A 17,634-nucleotide genomic window follows, 5' to 3' on the forward strand; every position below is an offset into this window, starting at 1 on the left:
GCGGGAAATACTATATTGGCAACGCTAATGTGGCTGCCCTAGTCTCTACCTTCGCACGTTACAAAGACAGCAAGGATTATGTCTTTTTTGTGGTTGATAGCCAGCATCGCAACTATAAATTAATTAAAAAAATCTCTACTTCTGGGGTCCGTGCAGCCTACGTCGGAGATTATGACCTCATCGATTACCCCATCACTTCTGATGACATCCTTTCTAGTGGTCCTTTGGCTTGGGATTCAGCTCTATCCACGATCAACATTGGTAAATTTCAATTGGGTTTTGCGTCCATTGGGATTTCTACTCACGCCTATTATGAAGCCCTTAATCATGCCTCAAATCGAGAATTATATGGTAAAAAGGTCACCGAATTTCCACATATTCAGAAAATCTTTACAGAATCCTATGCTCGACTGATCGCCATGAAACTGTATGCTCTTAGAAGTTTAGATTATTTCCGTTCTGCTTCTGATCAGGACAGACGCTATTTGCTTTTTAATCCCATTCAAAAAATGAAAGTAACAACCCAAGGGATGAAAATTATTGAAATGCTTCTCGATGCTATCGCTGCCAAAGGGTTTGAACAAGACACATATTTTGAGACCGCTATTCGAGATATTGGCATGATCCCCCGCTTAGAAGGGACAACTCATGTCAACATTGCCCTTGTCATCAAGTTCATTAATAATTACTTTTTTAATCCCGAAAAATTCCCAACAGTCCCCAAGCGGGATGAGCCAGCTGACGATAGTTATTTATTTCGTCAGAAAGCTGGAAAACTTGCCTCAGTCCGTTTCCCTGACTACCGCTTGGCCTATGAAGAAGTTTCGATCCCTAATGTAACTGTCTTCAAAGAACAAATTGAACTTTTCCGTTCCTTCTTAGAACAAGCCAGTCCAAACCCTGAACAACTTAAAAATATCGATTATATGCTTGCACTCGGTGAAATGTTTACCTTGATTGTATATGCCCAGTTAATTCTCGAAAATTCTAAAATCTATTCCATCTCTGCAGAGTTACTAGATGAGATTTTCAACTTCCTAGTTCGCGACTTCGCTCAATTCGCATTGACTCAACTTTCCAATTACGATAATTCTGATCAGCAAGAAGAATTCTTGAAATCTATGCTGAAAAGGCCAATCCTGAACCCTAGAACTGTGCAATCCCTTTGGGAGAATGAAGTGAAACCTCTTCAAAGAACCTATCAAAATACTTAAGCCCTTTATATTCCAGATTTTTAGATTTGATAATTTATGAAGAACCCCGACTTTTCGAAGTGGGGGTTCTTCATAAATTTAGAGTTCACTTAATGCTATCAAACCCTTTGGGATGGTTCTTGTGCCAATTCCAAGCAGATTGAATAATCTGCCCTAAACTATTAAATTGTGGCTTCCAGCCTAACTCCTCCTGTGCCTTTCTCGAGGAGGCCACCAAAATGGCAGGGTCCCCGCCGCGACGCAGGACTATTTGTAAAGGGATGGAATGTCCTGTGATTACCCTTGCCTTTTCGACAACCTCCCTTACTGAAAACCCTTCTCCATTGCCTAGGTTATAAACTGCACTTTCCCCAGTTTTCCTAAGTTTCTGTAAAGCAAGCCAATGTGCGTTAGCCAAATCTGTTACATGTATATAGTCTCGAATACACGTTCCATCGGCAGTTGGATAATCATCTCCAAAGACCGCTAGAACTTCTCTCTGGCCTGCGGCCACTTGCAAAATAATGGGGATTAAATGACTTTCCGGTCGATGATCTTCTCCAATATGCCCATCCACATGTGCGCCCGCAGCATTAAAGTAACGTAAAGCGACACTCTGCGTCCCATAGGCTTGCTCACACCATTTCAACATAGTTTCGATGGCGAGTTTAGTCTCACCATAGGGATTCGTTGGCACCTTACGATCCGTTTCTCTAATTGGAATACTTTCCGGCTCTCCGTAGGTTGCAGCCGTTGAAGAGAAGACAATTTTTTTAACCCCATATTTCACCATACAGACTAATAATCTTTGAGCTGTAATCAAATTATTATCATAATATTTAAGAGGTTCTTGAACACTCTCCCCAACTAAAGAATCTGCCGCGAAATGAATAACTGCCTCTATATCATGATTTGAGAAAACCTTTTCAAGTATCTCGGAATCCCGAATATCTCCTTGGTAAAAAGCCCCTGAGAGAACGGCATTACGATGCCCTTTTTGAAGATTGTCTAAGACAACGATTTCTTCACCCTTATCTATAAATTCTGCAACCGTATGACTTCCGATATAGCCGGCTCCCCCTGTAACCAAAACCGCCATCCTATTCCCCTCCTGAGTATTTCGAGCTCAATTGCGCCTCTTAATCGTTGACGATTGATTTAAACTATTTAATTCTTCTTAAATTGCTTTGTTTTTTGGTTCTTGATAAAGGATATACTTTATCAGCTTTGGTTTTTCGTTTCCTTTGTGCCGCGAGACGTTGATATTTTAACCCATAAGCAAACAATAATACAACTCCTAAGGCAATCGCAGACGTCACATAGCCCATATGCTTCAACCTTTCCGTCCCTATCTCCTTCAACTGTCTATACTTTTCAAATCTATCATACACCATTGCTCGTTAAAGTATCATCCCTATTCTAAAGATTAAATGCTGTATGCCGGAAATTTCTTTAGAAATTTAAGCACCCTAGGGAGTTTATCCCAAGAGTGCATGTTTTCTACTCGAACTGTATGGCAGCCCCCACAGTTCCCGGGCCAGTATGAACACCAATGACAGATCCAACCTGAGTAAACACAGTAGTCTGAAGTTGAAAGACATTTTCCAAAACTTCTTTTAAATAGATTCCAGCTTGTAGAGCGGCGCCATGCGCGACAGCCAAACGGATTGGTTTCCTTCCCTTTGTTAAATCCTGAAAGGCCTGGACCACACTATCTAAAGCCTTTTTCTGACTGTGAGCCTTTCCTGAATTGTGATACACTCCATCGTCCCCAACTCTAATAATGGGTTTAATATTTAAGAGTGACCCCATAAAACCTTGAACCTTTCCAATTCGACCACCTTTTTGCAAGTATTCCAACGTATTCAATGTAAAAAGAGTTTCTATGTTCTTTCTTGCCTTGCCAAGGTTATTCAGAATCCCAGTAATATCTTGACCCTCTTTAATATTCTTAGCTGCCTCCATGATCATTAAACCCGCACCTAAACTTATCGTTTTAGAATCAACAAGGTGGATCTTTTCTTTAAACTTCTCTTTGGCCAGATAAGCCGCATTAAATGTACCGCTAAGGGCCGATGAAATATGAACAGATATCACTTCATGATACTCTTCAAGCAACTTACTGTATAAACAACCGAACTCCTCGGGTGTCGGCTGTGACGTTTTTGGAAGCACTACATCCTCTTGTAGACGCCTGTAGAATTCTTCGCTGGTTAGTTTTTCATCAGAATATTCTTGTTCGCCAAACCTTACTTTCAAAGGGATTATATGAATATCACACTCTTTAATAATTTCTGCTGTTAAGTCAGCAGTACTGTCAGTTACTAGGGCAATTTTTTTCATATAAACCCTCCGTATTATACTTAATATTTGAGTTATTAACTATCCTCATACCGAAGTTACTAAGATATCTTAGTAACTTCGGTGTAAGACTTTGAAATCCTTTCGTTTACTAAAAATAATTTCATATACAGAAAGCTAGAAGTATTACTTCCAGCTTTTAAGGCTTTCTCTTTAATGAATAGGTTATCAAGTCAAACGCTCTTATAACGAGTACGAAGAGTTTGAGATATTTCTCGTAACAACGAAAACGAGTGGTTGACACTAGTTTTTCCATCCCCATTAATAAGGCAACAACGGGAAGGGGCTAACCAAGAACGGTCAAAGATTAAGTCATCATCCAATCCATGCTGATTAAGAAACTTCCATAATTCGCGCAGTCGAGCAGTTAGAGATTCCGCAGTCTCCAGACTTAATTCACTGGTTAAAGTCGGAATAATTCCCCAAGATATTATTTTGCCACGTCGCAGAAATTCTTTTACTTCATCTATATAACGCACGAAAATGTGGCCCCAAGTAAAAGCATCCACAGATAGGATATCAATATCCGCGTTTAGGAGAAAAGCCCAGTCAGGATTACCACATAAATGAACACCCTTAGGTCCCGGCAGTTTAGACAAGAAAGCTCGATATTCTACTTGGGCGACTTCAGACGTATAAGCACTTAACGAGTTAAAAATCATTTCTAAGCCTGGTTCATCCAACCAAACAAAGGGGTTCGGATGGATCTGTTTTAATTGATGATATTGCCAAATAATCTTATGCCCAAGAAAGTCGTAAAGAATCTCTCGGACAAAATCGTTATAAATCATGGGTTTCCGCTCTTCATCACATATTTTCAGCCCAAAACTAATGGGACCAACCGTTTGTCCGTGAACCATTTTATAGGGAGACAGGTCCTCCGCCAAAAATCCCCTAAACGCTGCAGACGATTCAACAGATAGGGCAAAGTGATCAGGGATATTGCTGGCCTCAAGATATTCATCAAGCTCCTCAGCAAAACGTGTTTGGGAGAAATGGAGACTTTGCTTTACTTCATCCACTATGATCCCAGGGAAATGCTCAGAAAATTGAGCATACATATCTTCCTTGAATCGAAAGCGCGGCAATTGGGGCCAAAAGGGAATATCTAAAGTTAGCGCCAGTTTCTGAGCCTCTGCTAAATCTGTATGCGGCAAGATACCCATGGCAGTTGTTAAAGCTTGACCTGGAAGCACTAATACTATACCCCCCTCCTCAGTCGTCAGAATAGTTTTATAATTCCTTGTCTTGAATTGTACCAAACCCTAATCTAACTTATCGTGACTAGAATCACATATGCATTCAAAACCTCTTGGAAACTATTCCTTAATCACAATAACCCTTAAAGCGCAACTTTCTTAGATGTTCCTCTAGAATAGCCTCTAAATCAATCCCATATTGCTCTTCCAGAACAAACATCATCGTGACAGCTGTCTGTGCAACATCAACTAATTCTCGGGCCACCATTTGCATGGCTTCTTCTTCTTCCAAGCATTGTTGTTCTCCACTCAGGCCCCTTAGTTTACCTATTGCCTGAGCTAACTCACCAGATTCCTCCATAATCTTCAGCGCTGTGCTTTCTAAGGAAGGACTTAAGCGGTTTAAACGAGGCAATGTCACCGTTTTAGAAACAAGCGGTTCTTTGTCAACTTTATTATTTGTAGTCATTTCTCCCACTACCTCTCGATTTCTCAAATCTATCAAACAATCTTGGTTTATTATAGCACCTGTAAGCAAATTTATTGATCCGGTAGCAACATCTTAAACGAAAGAAAAAGCTCCCCTACCTTAGTAAGGGAGCCACAATCTTAACCCGATTATACCTTATTTCTGCATTCCTAAAAAGACCTTTTCCGGGGTAATCGGCAAATGATTTTCTCTGACTCCCACTGCATTATAAATCGCATGAGAAATGGCAGGCGGTGGGGTATTTGCCACAACTTCCCCAATAGATTTTGCCCCGAAAGGGCCCGTGGGTTCATAGCTAACTTCAAACTCAATACGCACTTTGCCGACATCCTTACGCGTGGGAATTTTGTATTGCATAAAGGTATTGGTGGCCATCTTTCCTAGCTCATCATATCTTACTTGTTCATAGAGAGCCATCCCAATTCCTTGAGCGATTCCACCTTCGGCTTGAATCCGAGCGAGATTAGGATTAATCACAGTACCACAGTCTATGACTGCAACATAGTCAATTAAGTCTACTTTCCCTGTCTCTCGATCAACTTCCACCTCAGCAAAACCAGCAACATAAGGCGGAGGGGATACTTCACTACCATGGGTAGCATAGCCCACTAACTGGAGTTTCCCCGTGCCTAGAATGGTGAGTTCTGCTAGCTTAGCAAAGCTTATCTCTTGATCTCCGCTTAAGGTGCGTACCGCTAAACCATTTAATTCGACATCTTCTCGGGAAACCCCTAAAAACGCTGCACTCTGTGCCAGTATTTTACTTTTTAGCTCCTCGGCAGCCTTTACGACTGCAGTCCCTGCTACATAGGTTGTACTGGAAGCATAAGACCCCGGGTCATAGGGAGACGTATCCGTATCTCCTGCATTAACAATAATTATCTCCATGGGAATCTCTAAAATTTCTGCAGCCATTTGGCTGAGAATCGTATCGCAGCCAGTTCCCATATCTGTTGCCCCTGTGAGTAGCGTAAAGTTCCCATCATCATTTAAACGAATTTCAGCAGAGGCAGTCCCGATATTGGCAATCCCGGAGCCCTGCATGGTGATCGCCATACCTACCGCTCTCACTTTATTAGGACCAACTTCTCTCCGCGGGAATTTTTCGTCCCAGCCTATCAGCTCTTTTCCCCTAACAATACACTGATCTAAGGAAGTGCTACCCAGCATAACCCCCTGACCTGTAAGAAAGGTTTCTCCAACTTTGCTGATGTTTTTTAAACGAATTTCCGTTGGATCCAACTTTAAGCGTTCTGCTAATTTATTCACGATCGATTCCAGAGCGAACGTACCCTGAGTAGCTCCATATCCCCTAAAAGCCCCTGCCGGCATTTTGTTTGTATACACAGCATGCCCATCAAACCGTACGGCTCTCGTTTTATTGTAAAGAGGAAGAGTGTAATGGCCTACACAGCCTAAAACAGTCGGGGCATGCTCTCCATACGCACCAGTATCCGATAAAACCTGCATATCGATTGCTCTAATAATTCCATCTTGGTCAGCGCCTAATTTAACCCTTAATCTCATGGCATGACGGCTTGTCGTACAGGTAAAGGTTTCTTTCCGGTCATAAATAATCAACGCAGGTTTTCCCGTCTTTAAGGTTACGAGCGCAGCAAAAACATCCCCAGCCCCGGTTTGCTTTCCACCAAATCCACCACCGATTCTAGGCTTGATTACCCTAATCTTGCTCGCGGGAATTTGCAAAGCTCGGGCTAATTGTCTTCTAATATGAAAGGGAACCTGTGTAGAACTAACCACGATCAGCCTTCCCGTATGATCCAAATAACTAAAGGCCCGATAGGTTTCCATCATGGTATGCGCTTGAGCTTGTGGATAATAGACATCTTCTACCACTACGGCACATCGTTTTAATTCTTCCTCAACGTCACCGACTTCTTCATGATAGGAAGACGCAATATTTTTTTCCTTATTCAGTCCAATCTCAAAGTTACAGCTCAAGTCCTCTTCAGGATGAACGATCGACGAATGCCCTATAGCCTGCTCAAAATCTAAAACAGGCTCCATCACCTCATACTCAACCTTAATCCTTTTCATCGCTAGTTGCGCTGTTTTTTCATCCACCGCTGCTATGATAGCTACTTCATCCCCTACATAGCGAACGATCTGATCAAGGATTAAGCGATCATAGGGCGAAGGTTCAGGATAAGATTGACCTGCCAGGGTAAATCGCACGTTCGGAACATCTTTATAAGTGAGGATACATTCCACACCTTCCAAGGACTCTGCTTTAGAAAGGTCAATTGATCTAATCTTGGCATAAGCGTGTGGGCTTCTTAGAATTTTCACCACTAAAGCATTATCCATTGCTAAATCCTCAGTATACACGGGTTTTCCTGTAGCGATCGCCATTCCATCAATTTTACGAATACTATGACCAACACTCTTCATCCTAAGCCACCCCCAGAAAGGTCTTTATCGCTCTAAGCTGTCCCATGTAACCCGTACAGCGGCACAAATTGCCCGTTAAATAGTGAATAATTTCTTCCTCGCTAGGATTGACCAGCTCATTTTTCATAGCCAAGACACTCATGATAAAACCAGGACTGCAAAAGCCACATTGTTCTGCCCCTTCTGCGCTGAGTATTTGAGCAAATTCCTCTGCTTCCTTGGGAAGTCCTTCTATGGTTGTGATTTTCTTACCGTGAGCCTGTAAAGAAAGAATCGAACAGGAAAGCCTTGATTTACCATCAATCCAGACAGTACAAAGTCCACAGCAGCTTGTATCGCAAGCTGTTTTAATACTCAAAAATCCATGAGATCTCAGGGTATCCGCTAAAAGCTCATCGAACGCGACTTCCCATTTGACCGCTTTTTCATTAATCGTTAGTTCGATTTGCATGGCAATACCTCCATTATTCCTCGTTTGACAAGCGCTTTGCAGAGGGCCTTCCGATAAGTTGCAGTCCCCCTTTGATTTGTTCCAAACGATAACTCTTCTGATGCCTTCTGTGCTATTTCTTCAATTTCTTCTAGGGTTAGAACTTCCTGAGATAACATCGCAGAAGCACTTACAGCAATCGCGGCTTTACTCGGCCTAGCGCCTACTGCAATCGTCCAGTGATTATCAAGCTTAGAGACTGCCACATTTAAGACCGAATAATCGCTAGCGGAGCTTCTAAAACTTAGGTAAATTGCTTGACGCAAAGTTTTTTTAATCCATAATCTAACGAGGATGTCCTTTGCCTTGGGCATAGTTAGAAAATCAGCCAAAGGCATTCTTCCAGCCTTAAACAACTCAACCTCCGTGTCCAAGCACAACAACGCCGTAATCAAATCAGAAAATCCGTACTTAGAATAAACCGAAGCACCCACAGTAACTCCATTTCTAAATTGCACTCCGATAATGTCACGAACGGATTGAGGAAGCACCCCATTATAATACTCTTTTAACAGGGGATGAGTCTCAAGTTCTCTCAAGCTTGTCATAGCCCCGATCTCAATAAAATTATCTCTCTCCTGAATATAACTAAGCTTTAGATTCGTAAGATCTACTCCAGTATTAATTCGTTTTTTGCCCATTTTCAGAAAAGCACAGCCTCCAAGAATGGTATTATTTCGTTTATCAGATAGGATCTGATAAGCTTCGTCGAGGTTATTTGGTTGAACCAAATCGATTATTGTAAACACGCCTACCCCTCCTTACATGGTCCAAAATAGTTACTGCAGAAAAAACAAACCCAAGCGAACAGCTTTCAACTCAAATTGGTGAGAGAAATCTGTCCGCTTGGGAACTGACCCTGCGGCTTAATCCAAAAACAAAGTTAGACTTCCTAAACAAGTCTTTGGATCTGTACAATATAGCTTACGCCCAGTACATCTTTCGCTCATAGTCGGACCATTTACGGCAGTCCGGTAGAAACTTGCAGACCATATCTCTGCTACTATATGAACACTATTTATTTGTTGGCCTAGAACTTATTCTACAAGAAACTTAATCATAGGTCAACAATTTTTCCGAACATTAAACAAGCATCTTTTAGCATCGTTCGATCTTTAAGCTTTTCTCCACCCATATTCTCCAATTCGTTCAGCATGGCAAGCACACTTAGCAATAGACCCCCCAAAAAAATCATCCTATATCTTCAATATCGGCAATATTTAAAACAGTTCTTTGAAGTTGTTTTAATCTGACTTTGGGTATACTTTGCAAATACTTATCTAAATATCGCTGCAATCGAATTTCCGCTTCTGAAAAATCAATTGCCTCTATTTCTCGGTGGTATGGGTGTCGCTTAACTAAAACAGCAATTTCAACATCCTCAAGCATATTGAAAACAATTAATGCTTCAGTCTCACTCAATTCAGCATCCATAATTACATCTTCCATATCGGCAAGTGTTTTTATATACTCTTTGATGATTTGAACCTTATCATCAATATATCTGCAAGCTAGCACCTCATTGACAATATTTCGATATGTCTCATCATCCATTTTTTCGCCCATAGAATAATTGATAACTTGATTTACAATACGGCTGAACCGTGGCACAAGTATTGTTTGTAATGTATCGGTGTTTATTGCAGAGTAAATTCTTGAAGCAAATTCCGGCAAACTTGCATAGATATAGGTCTTCAAGGATGTGCTTGTAATAGCTTAAACTCTTAATTACCGTGTCCGCATTTTTGCTGTAAAAGACCGTGAATTGCTTCTTGGGTTTCATTTTTTAAGGTACTTCTAATTTTCTTAATATCTGACAGTGCAAGACTTAAAGACAATATATCTGTATTTAATACCGTACATCCTAAAGCATTTTGAAGCACTTGTCCAAAGACATTGACTAGTAAATCTTTGTAGGTTTCATCGTATCCGCACATCACCTCATCGATGATATTGGCATCAAACTTTGAACAAAATAGGTTTTCCATGTACAAGTTCTGCAAATACAGAGTTATATATTCCACACCAGCCGAGTCGGTTACTGGATTCATTAATTGATAGTCGATAGATGCCGAAGTTTCATGTGCTTCATAGTCCGGATTGTATTGTTTAAAAAAACTCCTTATACCTTCTTCGATTGTAGCATTATAGGTGTAATTTGGAGTTTGAATTTTCGTTTGGCAGACCAGCTGAAATAAGTGCTTAGCAACATTCAGCTTTGTATTGATAATTTTGCGACCTTGCTGATAAAGTTTTGAAATAGATTCTTCCTTCACACTATCGAGTGCAGATAATATATCGGGCAACGATTTTAGATATACACCAACTGTATATAAGTTCGATGCCATAATAGTTTGTGCCACCTCAACCCTAATAGAGCTACTCTCGCCTTTATTATAGCCTTCAGCTTTTTCAGCTAAAAGCTGAAGACATTGCATTTGAATGCCTTCCATCTCCAAATCACTTAACAATGCTTGCCTATATGCTTCTTCTAAAAGTGACTGAAAATAAAATTCCCCACTTAGCAGTTCCTTTTTTATTTTTGAATACTTTTCAATATTCACCCGTCCTCACCCTCCAGCTCTTCATTGTCGATTTCTTCGTATGCACGATCATAACCACACCTTATTCCGAAAGCCATTTTCTCAAGCTCGCGCCATTTAAGCATGTCTAGCGAACCTTGGCACTTTCCGTCAAAACAACTTTTCATAAACTTTATTAACTCATCGTCACTCATCAGATCAAGCGTTTCATTTTTATAATAGTAAAATATTTCTATAAGCTCATGGATAGTTTCAGCATAATTGTACTGTGAAATATATGGTGAGTTACAAAACGTTTTGATTATCTTATCGATTACACCACCACCAAATTCTATTCTTCCGGTATTCTTTAGGGTATAGGAGCGGGTTTCAACAAGTTCAATTGCCTGCTGCTCGGTCAATGTCAGCACGTATTGTTCAGTTATTTTGTTGCACAGTATTATCTCTGAAACAGCTTGTTTTTGCAGAAGAGAACCGGAAAATAGCATTAAATCGATTGACATTAAGTTCACCTCTCAAAAATGATTTAAAAAATAGATAAAAAGATAGATTTCCCTATTGACAACACTCTAAATACGTGGTATTGTATAAGTGAGTATTAGTTATATTTATGATTATTTCTTGAGCATTTTTCATAATATCATATTTTCTACGATAATTCAATAACTACCTATATAGAATAATATGAGAGGGGTACTTTTTGGCTCCCCTCTCATATTATTCTATTGTTTTTTCTGACTATCGGTAATAAACAAGGCTGCAAGTTAATTCTTACAGCCTGTTTCTTGAACAAAAGTCCCCATATTTAGCGTTTTTAGTATTAGATATTTTAAGTTCCTTTAGGCCGAATGATAAATCCCTTTAAACTCATTGATCGCAGCGTCTATATTAGCTGGATATCCCATCTCTTGAAGAGTCTCTCCAACGATTTGGAGTGCCTTGACAAACATTTCTTCAGTGGCATTACCCATATGCCCAATCCGAAATGCCTTCCCAGTTAAAGTAGCTAAAGCTCCTGCAACGATGACGCCTTTCGAAGCTAACTTCGCTCGGAACTCCGCATCGTTTAATCCTTCAGGATAGATTATGCAGCTCAAGGTTGGAGCAGCGACCGCTTCTTCTGCCAAGGGCTTCATACCATAGACTGTTAGACCAGCTCTCATGGCACGTCCGAGAGCATAATGGCGACGATAACGTTTCTCCAGACCCTCGGCCATGACCAATTCCATGCCTTTATTAAAGGCAAAAATCATGTTAACCGGAGGGGTAGCAAAGTATTTTACAGGCTCATTCATGACTGGAAGCCAATTCTTAATATCTGTGTAGTACCCCATAACCGAAGGCATCGCTTCACGTGCGGCTAAAGCCTTTGGCCCAAATGCTACAATTCCAAGTCCCGGCGGCACCCCAATCGCTTTTTGGGATCCCGTTAGCACAACATCGATAGTGTAATCTGGGTGTCCGTATGTCTTCTGCATATCCTCTTCCATGGCAGCAGAAGCACACACTCCATCAAGTATGAAAAGTGCCCCTGCCTTTTTAACAACCGGAACCAATTCTTCAACATTTGCCATTACTCCAGTTGATGTGTCAACATGAGTTACAGTAACTGCCTTGAAACCACCCTCAGCCAATTTTTCTTCCACCGTTTGCTTGCTGATCTGCTGGCCCCACTTCGCTTGAAGGGTTTCTACTTGTATTCCAAAGACTTTTGCCAGAGGGATAAAGCGATCCCCAAAATAGCCATGGCTTACAACTAGCAGCTTTTCTCCCGGAGCAACAGTATTGATTATTGCCATTTCCATGGCTAGGGTCCCCGAACCCGCAATAACAAAAACCTCTCCATCCGTGTTGTACATTTGCTTACATAACTCTATACTGTTCTTGAAAATCTTCGCAAATCTGGGATCCGTGTGACCCATTGTTTCACTAGATAAAGCATCATATATTTCGTCTACAACTGGTGTAGGCCCTGGAACTAGTAGCATTTCTTGATTACGCAAAGTGTTCTTCCCCCTTGTTATTTATAAAGCATTTTTGAAATTTCTTTAATGATTAACTCATAATTTTAGTTCTCAATGAATTCACAAGACTAAGTCTGAGCTGGACTTCTCTGATGTCCTCCCTTCGCTATTACACTGTATGTACTAGAATTATTCCCAAGCATTTGCTTATTAAACAGAACCCTAGATTTTGAGTACAACAAGGAAAACCCAAGCGAACTGTTTCTACTCAGGTGGAGTGAGAGAAACCTGTCAGCTTGGGCTTGTGGATCGCATTTTACCCAACATTATAATCCAAATACAGCTATTCACTTCATGATAAGTCAATCCGTATTTGGACCCGTTGCCCTAGGTACACTTTCGCTCATAGTCGGACCATTTACGGCAGCCCGGTAGAAACTTGCAGACCTTATCTCTGCTACTATATGAACTAATATTCACTTGTCTCAATCTATTTTACAAGAAATCTAGACTTAGGTCAATATTTCTCGAACGTTTACTTAGGTAATTAAGAAAACGTTCGAAAATTCAGGTTTTGTTCGTATTTATTAAGTCGTGTAATATTTCCAATCCAGTAATAATTTTGTCCATTTCCTCTTCACTGGCGTTCCTAAGGGTGTCGGTCATGAATTTGTTGATTAGCTCGTGAATGGCATTGTTTTTTTGCCATTCTGGTGATAATGAGAGTTGTACAATTCTTCGATTGTTTTCAGGAATTTCCCTTATGACTATGCCCTGTCCGACCAAACGATCCACAATTCCGGACACAGTACTTTTAGATAGACCTAAGCTGTCACTTATCTCATTCAAGGTTGACTCAGGATGCTTATGCAGACCCATAATCAAGCCAATTTGTGGTCCAGTTAACCCAAATTGCCTAGATTTTTTATAGAGTTGATCCCGATATATCTTGTGAATGGATTTAAATAGAAATATCACCCTTTCCGAAGGATTACTCCATGGCTGTTGCAGCTCGGGCTTCTGTTCCATTCACTCCGGCCCCCTTCGCAAGACTTGGATCATTTTCCGTGTTTTTAGTTTTCTTACTACTTTTCATTAATAGAACCAAAATAATTGCCACAAAAATTGCCGGTACTGTCAACGCAACAGCATAGTTCATAGCATCTAAATAAGCCTGACCATAAAGTATCTTTCCCAAAGTCGAAAATGCAGACCCTTGAGCGTTCCCTTGAGATAATCCAGATTTCATAAAGACCGCTTGCAAAACTTTAGCGAGATAGTTTGAAGTCTGGTTAAATGGGGTTATCTGCTCGGTTAGTCTAGTATAGTTTAAACTAGATTTATTAGATATGATAGTGGTCATAAACGTAATAGCCACGGCGCCCATGATATTGCGAACTGTAGTTTGGAGAGCCGTTGCCTTCCCATACAGATGTCTCGGCACAGCGTTCATCGCAGCTGTATTAACTGGCATCATGGCAAGCCCAAGTCCGATCCCCCTTAGACAAGCTATCAAGGTAATAGTTATTGCCGGCGTATCCAAATTAAATTGAGACATTTTATAGGTCGCATAGGCCAAGACTATGAGGCCAGGAACGGTCACGATCTTTGCTCCTAGTTTGTCAAAAATAGCCCCACTGATGGGCATCATTAAGCCGGAAGCAATGGCCGACGGAAAAAGAATTAAACCTGTTTCCATAGCGGTATATCCTCTTAAATTTTGCAAAAACAGAGGGAGTACATAGATTCCACCCATCATAGCCAGAGTAGTTATCCCTGTAATAAATTGACTTAGGGTAAAATTATATATTTTAAATACCCGTAAATCTAGTAAAGGATCAGGATGCATCAATTCATTAACTATAAATATCAAGAGACTAAAACAACCAAATGCCAGTAAAAGCGGAAATTTTACATCTGTCCAATCAATAGTATTGCCTTCACCTAGGACATATAACAAGCTGACGATTCCTGCAATGGAAGAAAAGAACCCAATGTAGTCAAAATTCCCTTTAAATGGCTTCATGGGTGCATCCTTCAATAAAATGCTCGCAAAAATTACCCCAAAGATTCCAATCGGTACATTAACATAAAAAATAAAACGCCAATCCATGTATTGAATGATATATCCCCCTAAGGTTGGTCCTATGGCTGGCGCAGCCATAGCCGAGATCCCCCAGAATCCCAAGGCCTTACCACGTTCACTCACTGAAAACACTTGCATAATATAGGTCATACCCACGGGCATGATCGCACCGCCACCTACAGCCTGGATAACTCGGAAAACAACCATAGCATTATTACTCCAAGCAAAGCCACATAGGAATGACCCTACAGTAAAAAAGCTCAAGGCAAAGATGAATAGTTTTTTAACTCCAAATGTATCACTTAAAAACCCTGTAATAGGTACGACTGCACCCATCGTTAGAGTGTAACCAGTCAGAATCCACTTTACTGCATCCAAATCTGATCCAAAAACATTCATCATTTTAGGAATTGCGATATTAACGATACTGCTGTCCAGCATTACCATAAACGTCCCTATGACAACAACAAACAAGGCAGCCCACTTATAAGAACCGTCACCCGAACCTTCCTGATGGTCATGTTCTGCCATACCTACTTCACCTCATCACTTAATGTGAATATTGACAACAGCATTCGTACCGGGAAGTAAGGTATTATCGCTTTTATCAAATTCAATCTTTATAGGTATTTTCTGAATAACTTTAGTAAACGTACCACTCGTTGAAGAAGGGAGAAGGGCAAACGTCGAATTAGAGGCCTGACCGACATACTTAACTCGACCGGTAAACTTTTTATTAGAAAACTGGTCGATCGTAATATCCACCTTTTGACCCTGCTTAATGTTTCCTAGTTTTGTTTCTTCAATATTCGCAGTAATATACAATTTATTAGGATCTATCATCATCGCGATAGTTTGTCCTGGAGAAATAACTTCTCCAACGGTTCCTTGCTTTTTAATTATAATTCCGTTAATCGGTGCCCTAAAAACAGATTGATCAATGTTAGTTTCCTGAGCACTACTGATGCCCTGGCGACCGAGAATTTGGTCCTTAACTACGGCATCTCCCTCTTCCACATTGATTTCCAGAAGTTTTCCGGTAATTTGTGGACTTACGCTAACAATGTCCCCCATTACTTTAGCGTCCTCTGTTGAAACGTAATACGCATTTTTATACCAGTAATATAATCCGATACTGGCAAACGCAATGAGCATAAGGGCTATGATTAAATAAATAATCTTTTTGCGCTTTTCATTCATTTTCCTTCACCTGTCCTTACTTTTTAAGACCGATTTCTGTTAGCATTCCGGGTTTTAGGACTAAATCAGGGTTATTCACTGTAATTTTCACCAAAACACTTTTACTGCGAGAGTCAATGACAGGATCTATGAAAGAAACTTTTCCTGAAAACTCTTTATCGGGGATTTCTGTAACCTTTACGACAACTTCCTGACCAACTTTTACACTTTCCATAAATCCGACAGGCAGAGAAGCTTTAATGTATAATGAATCAACATTGATAACTGTTAGCAAAACAACTCCTGGCGAAGCCAATTCACCGACATTGATATTTATTGCACTTACTGTTCCAGAGACAGGAGATACTATTGTTCCATAGGCAAGTTGAGTCTTAGCCAAGTCTAACGCCGCTTGGGCTTGATTAACTTGTGCTTGCAAGACATTCAAAGCTTCCTTTGTTTCCCCTTTAGTCAACATATCCAGCTGATCTTGCGCTGAGTTATACTGAGCTTCAGCAGCAGACAATTGTGTTTGAGCCGTTTCCAGTTGTGCCTGCGATATTATCTTAGCATTAGCAAGCTGTTGATTCCGATCAAAGTTATTTTTTGCATTTGTATAAGCAGTTTTGGTGCTGTCTAACAGAGTCTGAGCTTGAGCTATCTGTTCAGGTCGAGCCCCGGACTGCATTTTGACTAGATTCGCTTGAGCGGTACTTACCCCCGCTTGGGCCTGGGCTACTTGAGCTTCAATATCTTTGACGTCAAGTGAAATAAGCTTATCTCCTTTTTTCACGACAGAGCCTACGTCCACTGAGATATCTGAAATTTTCGCCGAAATCTTTGTTGTGATCCCAGCTTTTTCGTTAGCATCGATGATCCCCGCCATCACAAAAACTGGCTTACTTGCCTGAACATCAGTGCCAGCTTGCATATCTTTTTGTTCCGTAGCACTGCATCCTGTAAGCACAACAACCATTGCTAAAATAATCAATAAAACTCTTTTCATACCAATCCCCTTTCTCTTTGTACAGCAACAGTTCGTATGCGTACTATTATTAGACTTAGTCTAATGTACCTCGAGATATAAACTCTGTCAATACCTAAATTGCGACTGCGTTTTTATAAGTTCCCCTGACCATGATTGAATTCAAGAATGTTCTAGATTAAGGTAAAGTCTAGACCGAAAGATTCTGAATAAAAGGATCTCCAGCTATCTTAAGTGGAGATCCTTTCTAAGCTTCAATATTTATTGAAATCCCTGTGGTCTGGGAACCAGACAAATTGTGCATTCCATATAATGGTAATAGGAGCAGTTGGAACATTTAACCGGACAACAAATTTCTTATATAGGAGTGATAATTATGGACGGATGGTCTCGAAGACATCATAGACGGTTTTGGCGTCGTCATCCTGGAGTAATCATTATCGTCCCTCATTGGGGACATCGTTGGTGGTAACATCTTCCGGCATATGCACAGCATCTGCGCTTTAAGCGCAGATGCTACTCATCCTAACAATTAGTTAATTGGGTTCCAGTATCACTCGCCCCATTTCTATTATTCAACAATTTGCCGATAGGCAATATATGAATAACTAATCGGGACTATTGATATCACGGCAATAATAATAATGAACCCAATTCCCGTAAACTTTGTTCCCGTAAAGGCCAGTAATATATTGATAATACCGCCCAAGGCCCATAATGGGGCAGCCAATC

17 protein-coding genes and 2 riboswitches are annotated in these 17,634 nt (G+C 40.6%); of the genes, 1 reads left to right on the top strand and 16 read right to left on the bottom strand.

Features of this window, described 5'->3' with window-relative positions:
* A partial coding sequence (locus tag UF75_RS00005) for an acyl-CoA dehydrogenase family protein (RefSeq protein WP_045572550.1) occupies nucleotides 1-1,214 on the top strand: 1,214 nt, incomplete at its 5' end.
* Nucleotides 1,215-1,299: 85 nt separating this feature from the next.
* Here UF75_RS00005 and galE read toward each other — a convergent pair.
* The 16 genes from galE to UF75_RS27915 all read right to left on the bottom strand — a co-directional run bounded on the left by galE (nucleotide 1,300) and on the right by UF75_RS27915 (nucleotide 17,632).
* The gene (galE, locus tag UF75_RS00010; RefSeq protein WP_045572551.1) at nucleotides 1,300-2,292 is read right to left on the bottom strand and encodes a UDP-glucose 4-epimerase GalE; all 993 of its coding nucleotides are present in this window, start codon (nucleotides 2,290-2,292) and stop codon (nucleotides 1,300-1,302) included.
* Between the two features lie 401 nt (nucleotides 2,293-2,693).
* Entirely contained in the window at nucleotides 2,694-3,536 is an 843-nt protein-coding gene (locus UF75_RS00015; RefSeq protein WP_045572552.1) for a DegV family protein, read from the bottom strand.
* Nucleotides 3,537-3,727: 191 nt separating this feature from the next.
* Nucleotides 3,728-4,750 (bottom strand): hypothetical protein, encoded by a 1,023-nt coding sequence (locus tag UF75_RS00020; protein WP_082074943.1) that lies wholly within the window; start codon nucleotides 4,748-4,750, stop codon nucleotides 3,728-3,730.
* 130 nt (nucleotides 4,751-4,880) lie between these two features.
* A complete protein-coding gene (locus UF75_RS00025) occupies nucleotides 4,881-5,222 on the bottom strand; it encodes a MazG-like family protein (protein ID WP_045572553.1) in 342 nt (113 codons plus the stop codon).
* 156 nt (nucleotides 5,223-5,378) lie between these two features.
* Nucleotides 5,379-7,655: a molybdopterin cofactor-binding domain-containing protein gene (locus UF75_RS00030; protein WP_045572554.1), complete on the bottom strand. Its 2,277-nt coding sequence runs from the start codon at nucleotides 7,653-7,655 to the stop codon at nucleotides 5,379-5,381.
* 1 nt (nucleotide 7,656) lies between these two features.
* The gene (locus tag UF75_RS00035) at nucleotides 7,657-8,106 is read right to left on the bottom strand and encodes a 2Fe-2S iron-sulfur cluster-binding protein (RefSeq protein WP_045572555.1); all 450 of its coding nucleotides are present in this window, start codon (nucleotides 8,104-8,106) and stop codon (nucleotides 7,657-7,659) included.
* A complete protein-coding gene (locus UF75_RS00040; protein WP_045572556.1) occupies nucleotides 8,091-8,894 on the bottom strand; it encodes an FAD binding domain-containing protein in 804 nt (267 codons plus the stop codon). The genes UF75_RS00035 and UF75_RS00040 overlap by 16 nt, the downstream gene beginning before the upstream one ends.
* Nucleotides 8,895-9,074: 180 nt before the next feature.
* Nucleotides 9,075-9,176: riboswitch (purine riboswitch) on the bottom strand.
* Between the two features lie 160 nt (nucleotides 9,177-9,336).
* On the bottom strand, nucleotides 9,337-9,819 hold the full coding sequence (locus UF75_RS26045) for a hypothetical protein (protein WP_207642464.1): 483 nt from the start codon (nucleotides 9,817-9,819) through the stop codon (nucleotides 9,337-9,339).
* A 50-nt stretch (nucleotides 9,820-9,869) separates the two neighbouring features.
* Complete coding sequence (locus UF75_RS26050) at nucleotides 9,870-10,709, bottom strand: DUF6179 domain-containing protein (RefSeq protein ID WP_052692934.1); 840 nt, start codon at nucleotides 10,707-10,709, stop codon at nucleotides 9,870-9,872.
* The gene (locus UF75_RS00050; RefSeq protein WP_045572557.1) at nucleotides 10,706-11,191 is read right to left on the bottom strand and encodes a DUF6323 family protein; all 486 of its coding nucleotides are present in this window, start codon (nucleotides 11,189-11,191) and stop codon (nucleotides 10,706-10,708) included. The genes UF75_RS26050 and UF75_RS00050 overlap by 4 nt, the downstream gene beginning before the upstream one ends.
* A gap of 336 nt (nucleotides 11,192-11,527) precedes the next feature.
* Entirely contained in the window at nucleotides 11,528-12,691 is a 1,164-nt protein-coding gene (locus UF75_RS00055; protein WP_045572558.1) for an alanine--glyoxylate aminotransferase family protein, read from the bottom strand.
* A 347-nt stretch (nucleotides 12,692-13,038) separates the two neighbouring features.
* Nucleotides 13,039-13,140, bottom strand: a riboswitch (purine riboswitch).
* Between the two features lie 79 nt (nucleotides 13,141-13,219).
* Nucleotides 13,220-13,681 carry a MarR family transcriptional regulator gene (locus UF75_RS00060; protein ID WP_045572559.1) on the bottom strand — a complete coding sequence of 154 codons (462 nt, stop codon included), beginning with the start codon at nucleotides 13,679-13,681 and terminating at the stop codon, nucleotides 13,220-13,222.
* Nucleotides 13,644-15,269 carry a DHA2 family efflux MFS transporter permease subunit gene (locus tag UF75_RS00065; protein ID WP_045572560.1) on the bottom strand — a complete coding sequence of 542 codons (1,626 nt, stop codon included), beginning with the start codon at nucleotides 15,267-15,269 and terminating at the stop codon, nucleotides 13,644-13,646. The genes UF75_RS00060 and UF75_RS00065 overlap by 38 nt, the downstream gene beginning before the upstream one ends.
* A gap of 15 nt (nucleotides 15,270-15,284) precedes the next feature.
* On the bottom strand, nucleotides 15,285-15,938 hold the full coding sequence (locus UF75_RS00070; RefSeq protein WP_045572561.1) for an efflux RND transporter periplasmic adaptor subunit: 654 nt from the start codon (nucleotides 15,936-15,938) through the stop codon (nucleotides 15,285-15,287).
* A 16-nt stretch (nucleotides 15,939-15,954) separates the two neighbouring features.
* On the bottom strand, nucleotides 15,955-16,923 hold the full coding sequence (locus UF75_RS00075; RefSeq protein WP_045572562.1) for an efflux RND transporter periplasmic adaptor subunit: 969 nt from the start codon (nucleotides 16,921-16,923) through the stop codon (nucleotides 15,955-15,957).
* A 550-nt stretch (nucleotides 16,924-17,473) separates the two neighbouring features.
* Nucleotides 17,474-17,632 carry a hypothetical protein gene (locus tag UF75_RS27915; RefSeq protein ID WP_156146138.1) on the bottom strand — a complete coding sequence of 53 codons (159 nt, stop codon included), beginning with the start codon at nucleotides 17,630-17,632 and terminating at the stop codon, nucleotides 17,474-17,476.
* Between the last annotated feature and the right edge of the window lie 2 nt (nucleotides 17,633-17,634).

This window comes from Desulfosporosinus sp. I2 (genome assembly GCF_000960765.1).
Taxonomy (GTDB): domain Bacteria; phylum Bacillota; class Desulfitobacteriia; order Desulfitobacteriales; family Desulfitobacteriaceae; genus Desulfosporosinus.